21 protein-coding genes are annotated in these 18001 nt (G+C 66.7%); 10 read left to right on the forward strand and 11 right to left on the reverse strand.

Translation table 11 applies throughout. The features are described from left to right. Positions 1–23 precede the first annotated feature (23 nt). The 9 genes from betC to ACZ2G3_RS02555 all read right to left on the reverse strand — a co-directional run bounded on the left by betC (position 24) and on the right by ACZ2G3_RS02555 (position 7469). On the reverse strand, positions 24–1517 hold the full coding sequence (gene betC / locus ACZ2G3_RS02515; RefSeq protein ID WP_470397450.1) for a choline-sulfatase: 1494 nt from the start codon (positions 1515–1517) through the stop codon (positions 24–26). 2 nt (positions 1518–1519) lie between these two features. Next, positions 1520–2455, reverse strand: a complete 936-nt coding sequence (choX, locus tag ACZ2G3_RS02520; RefSeq protein WP_470397451.1) for a choline ABC transporter substrate-binding protein — start codon at positions 2453–2455, stop codon at positions 1520–1522. 79 nt (positions 2456–2534) lie between these two features. Further along, positions 2535–3410, reverse strand: coding sequence for a 3-hydroxybutyryl-CoA dehydrogenase (locus ACZ2G3_RS02525; protein ID WP_419270191.1), 876 nt, complete (start codon positions 3408–3410; stop codon positions 2535–2537). Between the two features lie 114 nt (positions 3411–3524). Beyond that, complete coding sequence (locus ACZ2G3_RS02530) at positions 3525–4451, reverse strand: electron transfer flavoprotein subunit alpha/FixB family protein (RefSeq protein ID WP_458478507.1); 927 nt, start codon at positions 4449–4451, stop codon at positions 3525–3527. After that, entirely contained in the window at positions 4451–5209 is a 759-nt protein-coding gene (locus ACZ2G3_RS02535) for an electron transfer flavoprotein subunit beta/FixA family protein (protein WP_470397454.1), read from the reverse strand. The genes ACZ2G3_RS02530 and ACZ2G3_RS02535 overlap by 1 nt, the downstream gene beginning before the upstream one ends. A gap of 123 nt (positions 5210–5332) precedes the next feature. Beyond that, entirely contained in the window at positions 5333–5905 is a 573-nt protein-coding gene (locus tag ACZ2G3_RS02540) for a cob(I)yrinic acid a,c-diamide adenosyltransferase (protein ID WP_470397455.1), read from the reverse strand. Continuing rightward, positions 5905–6105, reverse strand: coding sequence for a twin transmembrane helix small protein (locus tag ACZ2G3_RS02545; protein ID WP_111299724.1), 201 nt, complete (start codon positions 6103–6105; stop codon positions 5905–5907). Before ACZ2G3_RS02545 ends, ACZ2G3_RS02540 begins: the two co-directional genes overlap by 1 nt. A gap of 27 nt (positions 6106–6132) precedes the next feature. Beyond that, the gene (locus ACZ2G3_RS02550) at positions 6133–6954 is read right to left on the reverse strand and encodes an SDR family NAD(P)-dependent oxidoreductase (protein WP_470397457.1); all 822 of its coding nucleotides are present in this window, start codon (positions 6952–6954) and stop codon (positions 6133–6135) included. Then, positions 6951–7469 (reverse strand): SH3 domain-containing protein, encoded by a 519-nt coding sequence (locus tag ACZ2G3_RS02555; RefSeq protein WP_470397458.1) that lies wholly within the window; start codon positions 7467–7469, stop codon positions 6951–6953. The genes ACZ2G3_RS02550 and ACZ2G3_RS02555 overlap by 4 nt, the downstream gene beginning before the upstream one ends. A gap of 150 nt (positions 7470–7619) precedes the next feature. Here ACZ2G3_RS02555 and parC point away from each other — a divergent pair, with 150 nt between their 5' ends. Continuing rightward, positions 7620–9863, forward strand: a complete 2244-nt coding sequence (gene parC / locus ACZ2G3_RS02560) for a DNA topoisomerase IV subunit A (protein ID WP_470397460.1) — start codon at positions 7620–7622, stop codon at positions 9861–9863. Between the two features lie 190 nt (positions 9864–10053). On the opposite strand, the gene ACZ2G3_RS02565 is transcribed toward parC, so the two are convergent. Next, complete coding sequence (locus tag ACZ2G3_RS02565) at positions 10054–10962, reverse strand: SDR family oxidoreductase (RefSeq protein WP_470397461.1); 909 nt, start codon at positions 10960–10962, stop codon at positions 10054–10056. A 116-nt stretch (positions 10963–11078) separates the two neighbouring features. Next, entirely contained in the window at positions 11079–11924 is an 846-nt protein-coding gene (locus tag ACZ2G3_RS02570) for a DUF533 domain-containing protein (protein ID WP_470397462.1), read from the reverse strand. A gap of 223 nt (positions 11925–12147) precedes the next feature. Between ACZ2G3_RS02570 and tuf the strand changes: the two genes are divergently transcribed. The 9 genes from tuf (at position 12148) to rpsC (ending at position 17994) form a co-directional block, all read left to right on the forward strand. Beyond that, complete coding sequence (gene tuf / locus ACZ2G3_RS02575; RefSeq protein ID WP_458478505.1) at positions 12148–13323, forward strand: elongation factor Tu; 1176 nt, start codon at positions 12148–12150, stop codon at positions 13321–13323. A 273-nt stretch (positions 13324–13596) separates the two neighbouring features. Further along, positions 13597–13905 carry a 30S ribosomal protein S10 gene (gene rpsJ, locus ACZ2G3_RS02580; RefSeq protein WP_042247848.1) on the forward strand — a complete coding sequence of 103 codons (309 nt, stop codon included), beginning with the start codon at positions 13597–13599 and terminating at the stop codon, positions 13903–13905. Between the two features lie 11 nt (positions 13906–13916). Further along, positions 13917–14768 carry a 50S ribosomal protein L3 gene (gene rplC / locus ACZ2G3_RS02585; protein WP_419271412.1) on the forward strand — a complete coding sequence of 284 codons (852 nt, stop codon included), beginning with the start codon at positions 13917–13919 and terminating at the stop codon, positions 14766–14768. Then, positions 14768–15388, forward strand: coding sequence for a 50S ribosomal protein L4 (gene rplD / locus ACZ2G3_RS02590; protein ID WP_419271411.1), 621 nt, complete (start codon positions 14768–14770; stop codon positions 15386–15388). The genes rplC and rplD overlap by 1 nt, the downstream gene beginning before the upstream one ends. After that, positions 15385–15681 carry a 50S ribosomal protein L23 gene (locus ACZ2G3_RS02595; protein ID WP_470397464.1) on the forward strand — a complete coding sequence of 99 codons (297 nt, stop codon included), beginning with the start codon at positions 15385–15387 and terminating at the stop codon, positions 15679–15681. Before rplD ends, ACZ2G3_RS02595 begins: the two co-directional genes overlap by 4 nt. Positions 15682–15776: 95 nt before the next feature. Next, positions 15777–16616, forward strand: a complete 840-nt coding sequence (rplB, locus tag ACZ2G3_RS02600) for a 50S ribosomal protein L2 (RefSeq protein WP_419271410.1) — start codon at positions 15777–15779, stop codon at positions 16614–16616. A 3-nt stretch (positions 16617–16619) separates the two neighbouring features. After that, positions 16620–16898, forward strand: a complete 279-nt coding sequence (gene rpsS, locus ACZ2G3_RS02605; RefSeq protein ID WP_111299673.1) for a 30S ribosomal protein S19 — start codon at positions 16620–16622, stop codon at positions 16896–16898. 5 nt (positions 16899–16903) lie between these two features. Then, the gene (rplV, locus tag ACZ2G3_RS02610) at positions 16904–17284 is read left to right on the forward strand and encodes a 50S ribosomal protein L22 (RefSeq protein WP_419271409.1); all 381 of its coding nucleotides are present in this window, start codon (positions 16904–16906) and stop codon (positions 17282–17284) included. Next, positions 17284–17994 (forward strand): 30S ribosomal protein S3, encoded by a 711-nt coding sequence (gene rpsC / locus ACZ2G3_RS02615; protein ID WP_419271408.1) that lies wholly within the window; start codon positions 17284–17286, stop codon positions 17992–17994. Before rplV ends, rpsC begins: the two co-directional genes overlap by 1 nt. The last annotated feature ends 7 nt before the right edge of the window (positions 17995–18001 follow it).

The following is an 18001-nucleotide window of genomic DNA, read 5'->3' on the forward strand; positions in this document are numbered from 1 at the left end:
CGGCACAAACCGGCCCCGTCGCCTCATTCGCCCCGGGGAAAGCGCTGGTTGTCCTCCAGCACGTTCAGGTCCATGTGGTTGCGCATGTAGCGTTCCGACGCCCGCTGCAGCGGCTGGTGGTCCCAGGGGTAGTAGGCGCCGTTGCGCAACGCCTCGTAGACGATCCAGCGCCGCGCCTGCGACTGGCGCACCTCGGCATCATAGGCGGCCAGATCCCACCGATCCGCCGCCTGCGCCCGCAGCCGTTCCAGCGTGCCGGCATGGGCCGGATCGCCGGCAAGGTTCACCCGCTCGTCCGGGTCGCTGTCCAGGTCGAACAGCATCTCGGGGTCGGCGCGGCAGGCGACGTATTTCCAGCGCCCGTCGCGCAGCGCGACCAGCGGCGTGATGCTGCCCTCGGCCGCGTATTCCATCGGAACCGGGCCGCGGTGCCCGGCCTGCGCCAGCGACACGCCGTCGGTCCATGGTGCGATCTCGTCCATCGGCAGGCCGGCCAGATCGCAGAGCGTCGGCAGCACGTCGATGGTGCTGACCGGTTGATCGACCCGCCCCGGTGCCATGCCGGGGGCCGAGATCATCAGCGGCACGCGGGCCGAGCCTTCAAAGAAGTTCATCTTGAACCACAGGCCACGCTCGCCCAGCATTTCCCCGTGGTCGGACAGGAACAGGATGATCGTGTCCTGCTGGCGCGTCGCCTCCAGCACGTCCAAGATCTCTCCGATCTTGTCGTCGACATAGCTGATATTGGCGAAATAGCCCTGCCGCGCGCGGCGGATATGGTCGTCGGTGATCTCCAGCCCGCGCCAGTCGCAGGCCTCCATCAGGCGCTGCGAATGCGGGTCCATCTCCCCGTAGGGGATGGTCGCGGGCGGTTCCAGTTCCGGGATGCCGTCATACAGGTCCCAGTGCTTGCGCCGCGCCACGAAGGGGTCGTGCGGATGGGTGAAGCTGACCGTCAGGCACCAGGGCCGGTCGTCCTTGCCGCGCGCCAGGTCGTACAGCTTGCGGCAGGCGTGATAGGCGACCTCGTCGTCATATTCCAGCTGGTTGGTGATCTCGGCCACGCCCGCGCCGGTGACCGAGCCGAGGTTGTGATACCACCAGTCGATCCGCTCGCCCGGCTTGCGATAGTCCGGGGTCCAGCCGAAATCGGCGGGATAGATGTCGGTGGTCAGCCGCTCCTCGAACCCGTGCAGCTGGTCGGGGCCGACGAAATGCATCTTGCCCGACAGGCAGGTGTGCCACCCCGCCCGGCGCAGGTGATGTGCATAGGTCGGGATGTCCGACGCGAATTCCGCCGCATTGTCATAGACGCGGGTGCGGCGCGGCAGCTGGCCCGACATGAAGCTGGCCCGGCCGGGCGCACAGAGCGGGCTGCCCGTGTAGGTGTTGGCGAACCGGGCCGAGCGTTCGGCCAGCCGTTTCAGGTTCGGCGCGTGCAGGAAATCGGCCGGACCGTCGGGGAAAAGCACCCCCGACAGCTGATCGGCCATGAGGATCAGGATATTGGGCCGCATCTTCAGCCTTGGACCGCCGACTGCACCGCATCCAGGCCAGGCTGCCCGTCCAGCGTCGTCACGCCCTCCAGCCAGGGCTCGATCGCCTGCGGATTGGCGGCGATCCAGTCGCGGGCCGCATCCTCGGCCGCCATCCCGTCATCCAGGATCTTGCCCATCAGCTGGTTTTCCATCGGCACGTCGAAGACCAGCTGGCTGAACAGGCGCGCGGCGTTCGGGCAGGTTTCGGCCCATTCGGCGCGGGCCAGCGTGTGGACGGTCGCACCGCCGTAATCGGGGCCGAACTGCGCATCGCCACCCGAGAGGTAGGTGATGTCGATCGCCTCGTTCATCGGGTGGGGCGCCCAGGCCAGGAAGACGGTGGGCGTGCCGCTGTTGCGCGCGACCTGCGCCAGCATCGCCTGTTCGCCGCTTTCGACCAGTTGCCAGTCGCCCAGCCCGAAGTCATCGGCGTCGATCATCGCCTGGATCGACTGGTTGGCCGGGGCGCCCGGCTCGATGCCATAGATCTTGCCCTCGAAGGCATCGCGATGGGCGTCCAGGTCGGCGAAATCGGCCACGCCCTGCTCCACCCCGGCGGGGTTCACCGCCAGCGTGAACTTGGCGCCCTCCAGGTTGCGGGTCAGCTCGGTGATGCCACCGGCCGCGTCCAGATCCTCGCGGAAGCGCGCCTGCGCGGGCATCCAGTTGCCCAGGAAGACATCGGTCTGCGCGCCCTTCAGCGCCTCGTAACCCACCGGGACCGAAAGCGTGGCGATGTCGGGCTGATAGCCCAGCGCGCTCAGCAGGACCGAGGCGACGCCGTTGGTGGCGGTGATGTCGGTCCAACCCGGATCGGACAGGCGGACCGTGCCGCAGGTGGCGGCGTCCTGCGCCAAGGCGGGCAGCGAGGTCAGGGTCGTCAGGGCGACGGCAGCGGCAAGGATCTTCTTGGTCATGGGTCTCTCCTGTCGGGGTTGTTGATTATCCGCTCAGTCAAGAACGATTTCCCGCGGCGTGACCGTCTGATCGCGACATTCAGCGCGTCGGAACTGGGCTTTCACCGCGGTAATCGTAAAAACCGCGGCCGGTCTTGCGACCCAGCCAGCCGGCCTCGACATATTTGGTCAACAGCGGGCAGGGCCGATATTTGGTATCGGCCAGCCCGTCATGCAGCACGTTCATGATCGCCAGGCAGGTGTCCAAGCCGATGAAATCGGCCAGTTCCAGCGGGCCCATCGGGTGGTTGGTGCCCAGCTTCATCGCGCTGTCGATCGAACTGACGGACCCCACGCCCTCGTAGAGCGTATAGACGGCTTCGTTGATCATCGGCATCAGGATGCGGTTCACGATGAAGGCCGGGAAATCCTCGGCGGTGGCCGAGGTCTTGCCCAATTTCTCGACGACCTCGTGCAGGGTCTTGTAGGTCGCCTCATCGGTGGCGATGCCGCGGATCAGCTCGACCAGCTGCATCACGGGGACAGGGTTCATGAAGTGGAAGCCCATGAATTTCTCGGGGCGGTCGGTGCGGCTGGCCAGGCGGGTGATCGAGATCGACGAGGTGTTCGAGGTCAGGATCGTCTCGGGCTTGAGATGCGGCAGCAGGTCCTCGAAGATCGCCTGCTTGACGGTCTCGCGCTCGGTCGCGGCTTCGATCACCAGGTCGGTCTGGCCCAGGTCAGACAGCTTCAGCGTGGTGCGCAGGCGGGCCATGGCGGCGGCCTTGGCCTCGGCCGCGATCTTGCCGCGGCCGACCTGGCGCTCCAGGTTGCGGTCGATCAGCGAGATGGCCTTGTCCAGCGCCTCCTGGCTGATGTCGGTCAGCACCACGTCATAGCCTGCAACGGCAAAGACATGCGCGATGCCGTTGCCCATCTGACCCGCACCGATCACGCCAACCGATTGAATTGCCATTTCCGATCCCCTGCTTGTCATCGCCCGGACGATAGGGCGGGTGGCAGGGTGCTGCAACGCAAAACCGCCCCCGGCAAGGGGGGCGGTTCCGGCGTCCTTCGTGGCGGGAGGCGCTTAGAGTTTTTCGGTCAGTTCGGGGACGATGGTGAACAGGTCGCCCACCAGGCCATAGTCGGCCACCTGGAAGATGGGGGCCTCCTCGTCCTTGTTGATCGCGACGATGACCTTGCTGTCCTTCATACCGGCCAGGTGCTGGATCGCGCCCGAGATGCCGACCGCGACATACAGGTCCGGCGCCACGACCTTGCCGGTCTGGCCCACCTGCCAGTCGTTCGGGGCATAGCCCGAATCGACCGCCGCGCGCGATGCGCCGACGGCGGCGCCCAGCTTGTCGGCGAGCTGCTCGATCAGCACGAACTGCTCCTTGGAGCCGATCGCGCGACCGCCCGACACGACGCGTCCGGCCGAGGTCAGCTCGGGGCGGTCGCTCTGCGCGACCTCATCGTTCAGCCATTTCGACAGCGCCGGGTCGTCGGCCAGGGTCGCGTCGGCCACCGGGGCGGCGGCGCCGTCGCCCGCCGCGTCGAAGCTGGCGATGCGGATGGTCATGACCTTGGTCGCGTCCGAGGATTTGACGGTCTGGATCGCGTTGCCGGCATAGACCGGCCGCTCGAAGGTGTCGGCATCGATCACCGCCGACACCTCGGAGATGACCATCACGTCCAGCAGCGCCGCGACGCGGGGCATGACGTTCTTGGCATCCGTGGTCGCGGGGGCGACGATGTGGCTGTAGTCGCCGGCAAGGCCGACGATCAGCGCCGCGGTCGGCTCGGCCAGGCGGTGGCCGTAACGGGCATCCTCGGCCACAAGAACCTTGGAGACGCCGGCGATGGTGGCGGCGGCATCGGCGGCCGCGCGGGCCTGCGCGCCGGCGCAGAGGACGGTCACCTCGCCCAGGGCCTGGGCGGCGCTGACGGCCTTTGCCGTCGCGTCGCGGCTCAGTTCGCCATTGGTGACTTCGGCAAGCAGCAGAACAGCCATCACACGATCCCCGCTTCTTTCAGTTGCGACACCAGCTCGTCGACCGAGTTGACCTTGATGCCCGCCTTGCGGCCCTCAGGCTCGCGCGTGCTGACGACGGTCAGGCGCGGCGTGACGTCGACGCCGTAATCGGCGGCGGTCTTTTCCTCGAGCGGCTTCTTCTTGGCCTTCATGATGTTGGGAAGGCTGGCATAGCGCGGCTCGTTCAGGCGCAGGTCAGCGGTGACGATCGCCGGCAGCTTGACCTCGATCGTCTGCAATCCGCCATCGACCTCGCGGGTGACCTGGGCCGCATCGCCCGAGATCTCCAGCTTGGAGGCGAAGGTCGCCTGGCTCCAGCCCAGCAGCGCCGACAACATCTGGCCGGTGGCGTTCATGTCGTTGTCGATCGCCTGCTTGCCGGCGATGACCAGCTGCGGCTGCTCCTGATCCACGATCGCCTTCAGAAGGCGCGCGACGGCCAGCGGCTCGATGTCCTGATGCACGTCATCGGCGGCGACGACCAGGATGGCCCGGTCCGCGCCCATGGCCAGCGCCGTGCGCAGCGTCTCGGCCGCCTGCTTGACGCCGATGGAGACCACCACGATCTCGGTCGCGGCGCCCTTTTCCTTCAGACGGATCGCCTCTTCGACGGCGATCTCGTCGAAGGGGTTCATCGACATCTTTACGTTGGCCAGATCGACACCAGATCCGTCCGCCTTCACGCGGGCCTTCACGTTGTAGTCGATCACGCGCTTGACTGGCACGAGAACCTTCATCGGTCTCTCTCCCTTTGTTGCGTCATCTGTCGAGCCGCAGTGTTAGACAGGGAATTCGCTCAATAACAGGGCAAAAACGTCACGGAACGTTGCGTTTGCGCCGCGCCGCTGGCGTGACGGGCGCTAACGGCTGGCGCCGGGCACCCACAGCACGTCCTCGGTCCCGCCGCCATTGGCCAGGCGCCCGGCCACGAACAGCCAGTCCGACAGCCGGTTCAGATAGCGCAGGGCCGAACCGTTCACGTCGCCCGCGGCCAGCAGTTCGGTCGCGCGGCGCTCGGCCCGGCGCGCCACCGTGCGCGACAGGTGCAGATGCGCGGCCAGCGGCGTGCCGCCGGGCAGGATGAAGCTGCGCAGGGGCTGCAGGTCGGCGTTCATCTGGTCGATCTCGGCCTCCAGCCGGTCGACCTGGGCGTCGATGATGCGCAGCACGGGGTAGCCCGCCTGGTCGTCGGCGGCCATGTTGGGCCGCGACAGGTCCGCGCCCAGATCGAAGAGGTCGTTCTGGATCACCGCGATCCGCTCGGCCAGCGGCCCTGCCGCATGCAGGCGGCAGAGGCCGAGCGTCGCGTTCAGCTCGTCCACGGTGCCATAGGCCTCGACCCGCGGATCGTGCTTGGCCACGCGGCTGCCGTCCGACAGGGCCGTGTCGCCCTTGTCGCCGGTGCGGGTATAGATCTTGTTCAGGACGACCATCAGTTTGCCCTCCACCAGACGAAGAGAAGCAGGATCAGGATGGCCGCGGCCTGGGCATAGAGCCGCCAGCGCATCATGCGGTTGCCGTGCTTGCGGTTGAACTCGCCGCCCCGGGCAAAGCCGCCGATGCCGGTCAGCAGGATGGCAACAACCACGCCGATGCACAGCATGGTCACGATAAGCAGAGGTTTGTCTTGCATGGGCAACACCGCCTTTCGGGCGCGACCCTAGCTGCGGCGGGCAAACCAGTCCAGAGCGCGGCTTGGCAGAACCCGCCGCGCGACGCCCGAAATCCGTGTCGGAGCCGTGACATAGTAGCGCGGGGCAGGGTCGGGCGCCGTCAGCGCGGTCAGGATGCGGTCGCTGACCGCGCTTGGCGGCAGCTCGAACCGGTCCTTGCCCGCAGGCTCGTAGAGACGCTTGAGCAGCGTGGCGCGGTACTGGTCGGCGCGGGCGCTGGCCTGCCAGTTCACCCACCGTTCGAAATGCGGGATGGCGTTCACGCGGATGCGGCTGGTGATCGGGCCGGGCTCGATCAGGACGACCTTGACGGGCGTGCCGTGCATTTCCAGCCGCAGGACATCCGTTAGCCCTTCCAGCGCGAATTTTGTGGCTACATAGGGACCGCGCCAGGGAATGCCGACCAGACCCAGGACGGAGCTGATGTTGACGATCCGGCCGCCGCGCTGCCGGAAATGGGGGATCAGCCGCGTGGTCAGGTCATGGGTGCCGAACAGGTTCACCTCGAAGATCGCGCGCAGGGCGCCGCGGGGGATATCCTCGACCGCGCCCGGCAGGGCGAAGGCGGCATTGTTCACCAGCCCGTCCAGGGGCCCATTCCGTAACGCGGCCTCGGCGCAGGCGGCGACGCTGTCCTCGTCCGCGAGATCAAGGTGCAGGCATTCCATCTCCTCGGCCCGGCGCGCGGCGATGTCCTCGGGGCGGCGGCAGGTCGCCACCACGTGAAAGCCCTCGGCCGTCAGGCGTCGGGCGGCGTCGAGGCCGATTCCGGACGAACAGCCGGTGATCAGGATGCGGCCGCGCGTCACGGCGCCTCGGGCGACAGGAACTGCCCCGAGGCAAATCCGGTCTGGCCGCTAGGCGCGCGGATCTGGACCCAGTCCGCGTCCACGGGACCCAGGGCCTGGACGGCGGTGCCGCGGTCGATGCCGGCAATGACCGGGTTGCCGGTTCCGGGGCCGCTGCGCATGTTCACGCGGTTGGCGGTGACATAGAGAACGGGACCCTCCTCTGCGTCATCTGCCGTGTCGGCTTCCGACGCCCGGCCCGCATGTTCGGGCGAGGGCGCCAGGGTAGGCCCGGGAAAGCGCTGGACGCGGGCGGCGGTCTGGCTGGCGGCGGGGATGATCTGGGCGGGTGGCTCCGCCGGCAGGGGCGCGGCCGGCTGATCCGGCAGCGCCGGGGCGCCCGCGTCCTGCGCCGCGCTGGCCTGCCGCACCGGGACCGGACGGCGGTCGGCGCGCAGGTTGTCGTCGCCATAGACCATCAGCACCGCGAACAACCCGACCAGGGTCACCAGCATCAGCAGTCCCAGTTTCATCATGTTCCGCCCACCCCGTCCCGTCATCTGGCCTTAGCCGATCCCGCCATGCAACGCCAATCGGGCAAAGCCGTTCCCAAACGGACGGGACCCGGCCGAGGGGCATGCTTTTCGATCTGGACCGGGCGGGCCGCGCGGCCTATTCCAAGGCCCATGTCCGACGATCCGCTTCCCGACCCCGACCAAGGCACGCAATCCGAACCGCTTAGCCGGGCCATCGGCGAACGGTATCTGACCTATGCGCTGTCCACGATCATGCATCGCGCGCTGCCCGATGCCCGCGACGGGCTGAAGCCGGTGCATCGCCGCATCCTCTATGCGATGCGGGAACTGCGGCTGGCCCCGAACGGTCCCTTCCGCAAGTCCGCCAAGATCACCGGTGACGTGATGGGCAACTATCACCCGCATGGCGACGCCGCCATCTATGACGCCATGGCGCGCCTGGCCCAGGATTTCGCCATGCGCTATCCGCTGGTGGACGGGCAGGGGAACTTTGGCAACATCGACGGGGACAACCCCGCGGCCGCGCGTTACACCGAGGCACGGCTGGCCGCGGCCTCCGAGGCGCTGATGGACGGGCTGGCCGAGGATACGGTAGATTTCCGCGCCAATTATGACGGCACCCTGTCCGAGCCGGTGGTCCTGCCGGCGGCCTTTCCGAACCTGCTGGCCAATGGCGCCTCGGGGATCGCGGTGGGCATGGCTACCAACATCCCGCCCCACAACCTGCACGAGGTCGTGGATGCCTGCCTGCACCTGATCAAGACGCCCGAGGCGCGCGACGACACGCTGGCGGGCATCATTCAGGGGCCGGACTTCCCGACCGGCGGCGTGCTGGTCGAGAGCCGCGAGGCCATCGCCGAAACCTACCGCGCGGGTCGCGGCGCCTTTCGCCTTCGGGCGCGCTGGAGCCAGGAGGACCTGGGCCGCGGGCTGTGGCAGATCGTCGTCACCGAGATCCCCTACCAGGTTCAGAAGTCCAAGCTGATCGAGCGCCTGGCCGAGCTGATCCAGACCCGCAAGATCCCGATCCTGGCCGATGTGCGCGACGAATCCGCCGAGGATGTCCGCATCGTGCTGGAGCCGCGCGCACGCAACGTCGATCCCGAGCAGCTGATGGGCGCGCTGTTCCGCGCCAGCGATCTGGAGGTTCGGTTCAACCTGAACATGAACGTGCTGATCGACGGCCGCGTGCCCAAGGTCTGTTCGCTGAAAGAGGTGCTGCGCGCTTTCCTGGACCACCGCCGCGAGGTGCTGGTGCGCCGCGCGACCTTCCGGTTGGAGAAGATCGCCGCGCGGCTGGAGGTCCTGGAAGGTTACCTGGTCGCCTACCTGAACCTGGACCGCGTGATCGAGATCATCCGCACCGAGGACGAGCCCAAGGCCGTGATGATGGCCGAGTTCCACTTGTCCGACGTGCAGGTCGAGGCGATCCTGAACATGCGCCTTCGCGCCCTGCGCAAGCTGGAGGAGATCGAGCTGCGCGCCGAACGCGACGCCCTGCTGTCCGAGCGTGAAGGCCTGCAGGCCATGCTGGACAGCGAGGCCGCGCAATGGGCGCGCATCAGCGACCAGCTGAAGGAGGTGCGCAACCTGTTCGGCAAGTCGCGCCCCGCGGGCCAGCGCCGCACCACCATCAGCGAGGCCAGCGAGATGCCGGTCATCGACATGGAGGCGATGATCGAGCGCGAGCCGGTCACCGTGATCCTGTCGAAGATGGGCTGGATCCGCAGCATGAAGGGCCACCAGCCGCTGGACGCCGAACTGAAGTTCAAGGACGGCGACGGCCCTGGCCTGGCGCTGCATGCCGAGACGACCGACAAGCTGATGATCTTTGCCAGCAACGGGCGCTTCTACACGCTGCCGGCGAATACCCTGCCGGGCGGCCGGGGCATGGGCGAGCCGCTGCGCCTGATGATCGACCTGCCCAACGAGGCCGAGGTGATCGCGATGTTCCCCTGGCGCGCCGGGGTCCGCTATCTGCTGGCCTCCAGGACCGGGGACGGCTTCATCGTGGGGGCGGGCGACATCCTGGCCCAGACCAAGAGCGGCAAGCAGGTCCTGAACGGCGACGCGCTGCTCTGCCGTCCCGTGTCGGGGGATCACGTCGCCGTCGTGGGCGAGAACCGCAAGATGCTGGTCTTCCCCTTGGCCGAACTGCCCGAGATGGCGCGCGGCAAGGGGGTGCGGCTGCAGCGCTATGGCAAGGGCGGCGGGCTGATCAAGGATGACGGCATGGTGGATGCGATCTGCCTGACGCTGGCCAATGGCCTGTCCTGGCCCATGGCCGGCGGCAAGACCCGGACCGAGCCCGACCTGACCGAATGGTTGGGCAAGCGCGGCAGCGCCGGTCGGATGGCGCCGCGCGGGTTTCCCCGCAACAACCGTTTCGCCTGAGGCGTGGCGGCAGGCACGCTGATGCCTGCCGTGCTGAAGGCTGCACCCCGCCGGGATCGCCGGGGGGAGGAAATGCCGGCGGGGCGCCTTCACTTGGAAGGGCGGGCCACTGGGGCCGCCGCTTGTCTTGATCGCAGGAAAAGCTTGAGACTTCGTTAAGACCGCTACGGCGATGGCGCTGTCGCGGTTCCTAGAGGCCGCTGCCGCCGACCGAGCCGAAATACTCGCCGGTGATGTAGCTGGCCTCGTCCGACGCCAGCAGGACATAGATCGGCGCGATCTCGACCGGCTGCCCCGGACGGCCGAGCGGCTGGCTGGCGCCATGTTCCATGGCCTTTTCGGTCGGCTGGCCGCCGCTGACCTGCAGCGCGGTCCAGTATGGGCCGGGACAGACGGCGTTCACGCGGATGCCGCGCGGCGCCAGTTGCTTGGCCAGGGATTGGGCAAAGGCGACATTGGCGGCCTTGCTTTGCGCGTAATCGAACAGGTGCTCGGACGGGGAGAAGGCCTGGACCGAGGAGGTGATGATGATCGATGCGCCCTTGTCCAGATGCGGCAAGGCTGCGCGCGTGACCCAGAAGGGGGCATAGACGTTGGTCTTCATCGTGGCATCGAAATCGGCGGTCGTCAGGTCCTCCAGCTGGTGGCAGAACTGCTGCCGGCCGGCGTTGTTCACCAGGATGTCCAGCCCGCCCAGTTGCGAGACGGCGCTTTCGACCATCTCCTTGCAGAAGGCCTCCTCGCGCAGGTCGCCGGGGATGGCGACCGCGACCCGGCCTTCGGCGCGGATCACCTCGACCACGCGATCGGCATCGGGCTGTTCCTGCGGCAGATAGGTGATGGCCACATCGGCCCCTTCGCGGGCGAAGGCGATTGCCGCCGCGGCCCCGATGCCGCTGTCGCCGCCCGTGACCAAGGCCCGCTTGCCGCTCAGCCGGCCGGTGCCGCGATAGCTGCTTTCGCCGTGATCGGGCAGGGGGTCCATCTTTTGCGCAAGACCCGGGAAGGCCTGCTCTTGCGCGGCAAAATCGGGCGCGGGAAGGCTGGGATCTTGCAGGGCACCGCTGCGGAAGGGCGGTTGGACGGCGTTGCTGGACATCGTGACCTCGTCTTTGGGATGTCCGGGGCAACGGCGCGCCGGGGCGAAGGTTCCGGCTCTGTCCGGGGCTTGGGTCGTGGGCGCCGCCCGCCCGGGAAGCGGGCGACGCCGGCAGGTCAGGAGTTGTAGAGCGGCATCACGCCCGCATCCTGGTGGATCTTGTTCACCGAAGCACGGTCAAGACCCATGGCCTTGGCCAGATCGTTCAGATAGCGGGCCTCGGCTTCGCTGTCAAAATCGATGGCCAGCAGCGACATCAGGTAGACCTGCGATTCCATCCCCTTGGGCACGTCCCGCGCCAGGGCTGCCGCGTCGACGGGCGCGGCCATCTGATCGCGGATGAACTGGCGCTCCTCATCGTCCTGGTCGTCGCCCAGATGCCCCAGCAGGCGCTGACGCTCGGTCTCGTCGATATGGCCGTCGGACTTGGCAGCCTGGATCATCGCGCGCAGCATCAGGCCGGCGATCGCGTTCTGCTCGGGCGTGGGCGCGACCTGGGGCTCCCCGTCATGCGCCAGCGCATCGTCGAAGAGCTGTCCGAACGTCGCTTGGTTCGAAGGCTGCGAATCCTTTTGTGCCAGCCCGCCGGCGACCCCGCCCACCGCGGCACCGCCCAGCAGTCCACCCAGCAGGCCCCCCAACCCGCCGGAGCCGCCGGCCGTCTGACCACCGCGGCCCGAGAGGCTGTCCAGAAGCCCGCCCAGGCTGCCGGTCGATGACCCGCCCAGCCGTGTCCCCGTGCCGCCGCCCAGGGCGCGGCTGAGCGCATCCGTCACGCTTCCGCCCGCGCCTCCGGTGTTGTTGGCCAGGAGGCTGTCCAGCAGGCCTCCTCCGTGACGGCTGCTGCCGCCTTGGCCGGCCGGGCGGCTGCCGCCCTGCTGCTGGTTCCTCATGACCGTGCCGATGCCCTTGGCCAGCATCACGCCCGCCGCGACGCGGGTCAGACTTTTCATCAAGCTCATGACAATCCCCCTGGAATATGGCCGCGGGCCGACGGGCCCGCGGCGTCGGTGGCAAACGACAAGGAGGCGCCGGCAGTTCCGGCCCCCTGCTGCGGCCTTTGCACGATTGGCGTGCCCGGCCGCGTTCCTGCCCTTGATTTTCCCCGGCCCGCCTTATATGTCGCGGCGCACGTCAAAATCCGGGGCCATTTCCAGCCCTGCCCCGCGGTATCAGGAGGCCCTCATGGCAAAGGCAAAGTTTGAACGGACGAAACCGCACGTCAACATCGGGACCATCGGTCACGTTGACCACGGCAAGACGACGCTGACGGCTGCGATCACGAAGTATTTCGGCGAATTCCGCGCCTATGACCAGATCGACGGCGCGCCCGAAGAGAAGGCCCGCGGGATCACGATCTCGACCGCGCATGTGGAATACGAGTCCGAGTCGCGCCACTATGCGCACGTGGACTGCCCGGGCCACGCCGACTACGTGAAGAACATGATCACCGGTGCCGCCCAGATGGACGGCGCGATCCTGGTCGTGAACGCCGCCGACGGCCCGATGCCGCAGACGCGCGAGCACATCCTGCTGGGTCGCCAGGTGGGCATCCCCTACATGGTCGTCTACCTGAACAAGGTCGACCAGGTGGATGACGAAGAGCTGCTGGAACTGGTCGAGATGGAAGTCCGCGAGCTTCTGTCGTCCTACGACTATCCGGGCGACGACATCCCGATCATCAAGGGTTCGGCGCTGGCCGCGATGGAAGGCCGCGATCCCGAGATCGGCGAGAACTCGATCCGCGCGCTGATCGCCGCCGTCGACGAATACATCCCGACGCCCGAGCGTGCCGTGGACCAGCCCTTCCTGATGCCGATCGAGGACGTGTTCTCGATCTCGGGCCGCGGCACCGTGGTGACCGGCCGCATCGAGCGTGGCGCCGTCAACGTGGGCGACGAACTGGAGATCGTGGGCATCCGCGACACCCGCAAGACCACCTGCACGGGCGTCGAGATGTTCCGCAAGCTGCTGGACCGCGGTGAGGCCGGCGACAACGTGGGCGTGCTGCTGCGCGGCATCGACCGCGACGGCGTCGAGCGCGGCCAGGTGCTGTGCAAGCCCAAGTCGGTGAACCCGCACACCAAGTTCGAGGCCGAGGCCTATATCCTGACCAAGGAAGAAGGCGGCCGTCACACGCCGTTCTTCGCGAACTACCGCCCGCAGTTCTACTTCCGCACCACGGACGTGACCGGGACCGTCCGCCTGCCGGAAGGCACCGAGATGGTGATGCCGGGCGACAACCTGAAGTTCGAGGTCGAGTTGATCGCCCCGATCGCCATGGAAGAGAAGCTGCGCTTCGCCATCCGCGAAGGCGGCCGCACCGTCGGCGCAGGCGTCGTCTCCAAGATCATCGAGTGACCCGGGGCCCGGAAGGGCAGGGGTCGGGATCACGGAAAGGGCCGCCCTTCTGGGCGGCCCTTTTCATGCGCGGGGCAGGGGTCCGGGGCGCTTGACGGGCAGCCCGATTTGCGGCATAGGACCGCATCGCTGCCGGTTCGGAAAGAATCGTCGGTTTTGCGCCTGGCCGCCTCATCGTGGGCGGCCTGCGTTTTTTTCATACGGTCCGATGCTGGCGCCGCGTGGTGCGCCGTCAGCCTCTCGACTGGAACTCCCCGCAAGAGGGATGTCTTTATGCAAAGCCAGAATATCCGGATCCGGCTGAAGGCCTTCGACTATCGTGTGCTGGACGCCAGCACCCAGGAGATCGTCAACACGGCCAAGCGCACCGGCGCGACCGTTCGCGGCCCGATCCCGCTGCCCAACAAGATCGAGAAATTCACGGTTCTCCGTGGTCCGCACATCGACAAGAAGTCGCGCGACCAGTGGGAAATCCGCACGCACAAGCGTCTGCTGGACATCGTCGACCCGACCCCGCAGACCGTTGACGCCCTCATGAAGCTCGACCTCGCCGCCGGCGTGGATGTCGAGATCAAAGTCTGAGGAGGCAGATCATGTTGCGTACTGGTGTAATCGCCAAGAAACTGGGCATGACGCGTCTGTTCCTCGAGGATGGCCGTCAGGTTCCCGTCACGGTCCTGCAGCTGGACGGCCTTCAGGTCGTTGCGCAGCGCACCGCCGCCACCGACGGCTATACCGCCGTCCAGCTGGGCGCCGGTGAAGCCAAGGCCAAGCGCACGACCGCCGCGATGCGCGGTCACTTCGCCAAGGCCTCGGTCGCGCCCAAGCGCAAGATCGCGGAATTCCGCGTGGCCGAAGAGAACCTGATCAACGTCGGTGAGGAAATCACGGCTGACCACTACTTTGCAGGTCAGTTCGTCGACATCGCCGGCACCTCGATCGGCAAGGGCTTTGCGGGCGCCATGAAGCGCCACAACTTCGGTGGTCTGCGCGCCTCGCACGGCGTGTCGATCAGCCACCGCTCGCATGGTTCGACCGGCCAGTGCCAGGACCCCGGCAAGGTGTTCAAGGGCAAGAAAATGGCTGGTCATCTGGGTGCCGTTCGCGTCACCACGCAGAACCTGCAGGTTGTCCGCACCGACGCCGACCGTGGCCTGATCATGGTCAAGGGCTCGGTTCCGGGTTCGAAGGGTGGCTGGGTCACCATCAAGGACGCCGTCAAGAAGGCGACGCCCGAGAACGTGATCTATCCCGCCGCGCTGAAGTCGGCCGCCGAGGAAGCCAAGCGTCTGGCCGACCAGGCCGCAGCCCAGGCTGCCGCCGAGGAAGAAGCCGCCCGCAAGGCCGCCGAGGAAGCCGCTGCCGCCGAGCAGGAAGCTGCCCTGCAGGAAGCCGAAGCCTCGACCGAGTCCGATGCAGACGCCGCGCCGGAAGGAGACAAGTGATGAAACTTGATGTGATCAAGCTGGATTCCGGCGCCGCCGGGTCGATCGAGCTGGCCGACGACATCTTCGGGCTGGAGCCGCGTGGCGACATCCTGCAGCGCGTCGTCCGCTGGCAGCGCGCCAAGGCGCAGGCCGGCACGCATTCGGTGCTGGGCAAGTCCGACGTCAGCTACTCGACCAAGAAGATCTATCGCCAGAAGGGCACCGGCGGCGCACGCCACGGTTCCAAGAAGGCGCCGACCTTCCGTCACGGTGGCGTCTACAAGGGCCCGACCCCGCGTTCGCACGCCTTCGACCTGCCCAAGAAGGTCCGCGCCCTGGGTCTGCGTCATGCGCTGTCCGCGAAGGCCACGGCCGGTGAACTGGTCATCATCGAGGATCTGAACCTCGCCGATGCCAAGACCGCCGCCGTCGCCAAGGCCGTCCGCGAGAACGGCTGGAAGCGCGTGCTGGTGATCGACGGTGCCGAAGTCAACGAAGGCTTCGCCCGTGCCGCCCGCAACATCGAAGGCGTGGATATCCTGCCGTCGATGGGTGCCAACGTCTATGACATCCTCAAGCGTGATACCCTGGTCATCACGCGCGCTGGTGTCGAAGCTCTGGAGGCTCGTCTGAAATGAGCGCGAAAGCCGAACATTACGACGTGATCGTCAAGCCGATCATCACCGAAAAGGCCACTATGACGTCCGAGAACAACGGCGTCGTGTTCCAGGTCGCCAAGGACTCGAACAAGCCGCAGATCAAGCAGGCCATCGAGGCCCTGTTCGGCGTCAAGGTGAAGGCGGTCAATACCACCATCACCAAGGGCAAGACCAAGCGCTTCCGCGGCCAGCCCGGCCGTCGCAGCGACGTCAAGAAAGCCTATGTGACGCTGGAAGCAGGTCACACCATCGACGTCTCGACCGGTCTCTGATAACCGGACGCGATCTGGCCGCCCCGGAGCGATCCGGGGCTGCCGCATTTGACTGAAACGGACCACCCTGGTCCAAAGCAACGGAAGACAGAAAGATGGCATTGAAGTCGTATAAACCGACGACGCCTGGCCAGCGCGGGCTGGTTCTGATCGACCGTTCGGAGCTTTGGAAAGGTCGCCCGGTCAAGGCCCTCACCGAGGGTCTGACCAAGAAGGGCGGTCGGAACAACACCGGACGGATCACCATGCGCCGCAAGGGCGGTGGTGCGAAGCGCCTGTATCGCATCGTCGATTTCAAGCGCACCAAGTTCGACATGGCCGCAGTCGTCGAGCGGATCGAGTACGATCCCAACCGGACCGCGTTCATCGCCCTGGTGAAATACGAAGACGGCGAGCAGGCCTATATCCTGGCCCCGCAGCGTCTGGCCGTGGGTGACAAGGTCATCGCCGGCGCCAAGGTCGACGTGAAGCCGGGCAACGCCATGCCCTTCAGCGGCATGCCGATCGGCACGATCGTCCACAACGTGGAGCTGAAGGCCGGCAAGGGTGGCCAGATCGCCCGTTCGGCGGGCACCTATGCCCAGTTCGTCGGTCGCGACGGCGGCTATGCCCAGATCCGCCTGTCCTCGGGCGAGCTGCGCCTGGTCCGTCAGGAATGCATGGCCACCATCGGTGCCGTGTCCAACGCCGACCACTCGAACCAGAACCTCGGCAAGGCCGGCCGCAACCGCCACAAGGGCATCCGCCCGAGCGTTCGCGGCGTCGCCATGAACCCGATCGACCACCCGCATGGTGGTGGTGAGGGTCGCACGTCGGGTGGCCGCACGCCGGTCACGCCCTGGGGTAAAGACACCAAGGGCAAGAAGACCCGCAGCAACAAGGCGACCGACAAGTACATCTTGCGTTCGCGCCACGCGAAAAAGAAGGGGCGTTGATCCATGGCACGTTCTGTTTGGAAAGGCCCCTTTGTTGACGCCTATGTGCTCAAGAAAGCGGAAAAGGTCCGGGAATCGGGCAAATCCGAGGTCATCAAGATCTGGTCGCGCCGTTCGACCATCCTGCCGCAATTCGTCGGTCTCACCTTTGCCGTCTACAACGGGCACAAGCACATTCCCGTTGCTGTCAGCGAAGAGATGATCGGTCAGAAATTCGGTGAATATTCGCCCACGCGCACCTATTACGGTCACGCCGCGGACAAGAAAGCCAAGAGGAAGTAATCGTCATGGGTAAGGAAACAAATCCGCGCCGCGTGGCGGAGAACGAGGCCTTCGCCAAGACGAAGATGCTTCGCACCTCGCCGCAGAAGCTGAACCTGGTGGCTCAGCTGATCCGTGGCAAGAAGGTCGACAAGGCTCTGGCCGACCTCACCTTCTCGCACAAGCGTGTGGCAGGCGACGTGAAGAAATGCCTTCAGTCGGCCATCGCGAACGCCGAGAACAACCACGGCCTGGACGTCGACAACCTGATCGTCGCCGAGGCCTGGGTCGGCAAGAACCTGGTGATGAAGCGCGGCCGTCCGCGGGCGCGTGGCCGCTTCGGCAAGATCATGAAGCCGTTTTCGGAAATCACCATCAAGGTGCGCCAAGTCGAGGAGCAAGCGTAATGGGTCAGAAGGTCAATCCGATCGGCATGCGCCTCCAGGTCAACCGCACCTGGGACAGCCGCTGGTACGCCGACGACAAGGACTATGGCAACCTGCTGCTTGAAGACCTGAAGATCCGGGACTTCATCCACACGGAGGCCAAGCAGGCCGGCATCAGCCGCGTCATCATCGAGCGTCCCCACAAGAAGTGCCGCGTGACCATTCACGCCGCGCGTCCCGGTGTCATCATCGGCAAGAAGGGCGCGGACATCGAGACGCTGCGCAAGAAGCTGGCGAACTTCACCGACAGCGAGCTGCACCTGAACATCGTCGAAGTGCGCAAGCCCGAAGTCGATGCACAGCTGGTCGCCGAATCGATTGCCCAGCAGCTCGAGCGCCGGGTGTCGTTCCGTCGCGCGATGAAGCGCTCGGTCCAGAACGCGATGCGCATGGGTGCCTTGGGCATCCGCGTCAACGTCGCGGGCCGCCTCGGCGGCGCCGAGATCGCCCGGACCGAATGGTACCGCGAGGGCCGCGTGCCCCTGCATACCCTGCGGGCCGACATCGACTATGCACTGTCCGAAGCCACGACCCCCTATGGGATCATCGGTGTGAAGGTGTGGATCTTCAAGGGCGAGATCATGGAACATGATCCCCAGGCCCGCGATCGCCGCGCCGCCGAGGCTCAGGAAGGTCCGGCCCCCCGTGGTCCGCGCCGCGACGCTCGGTAAGGAGTAG

This window comes from Paracoccus sp. KKT209, from assembly GCF_055635455.1.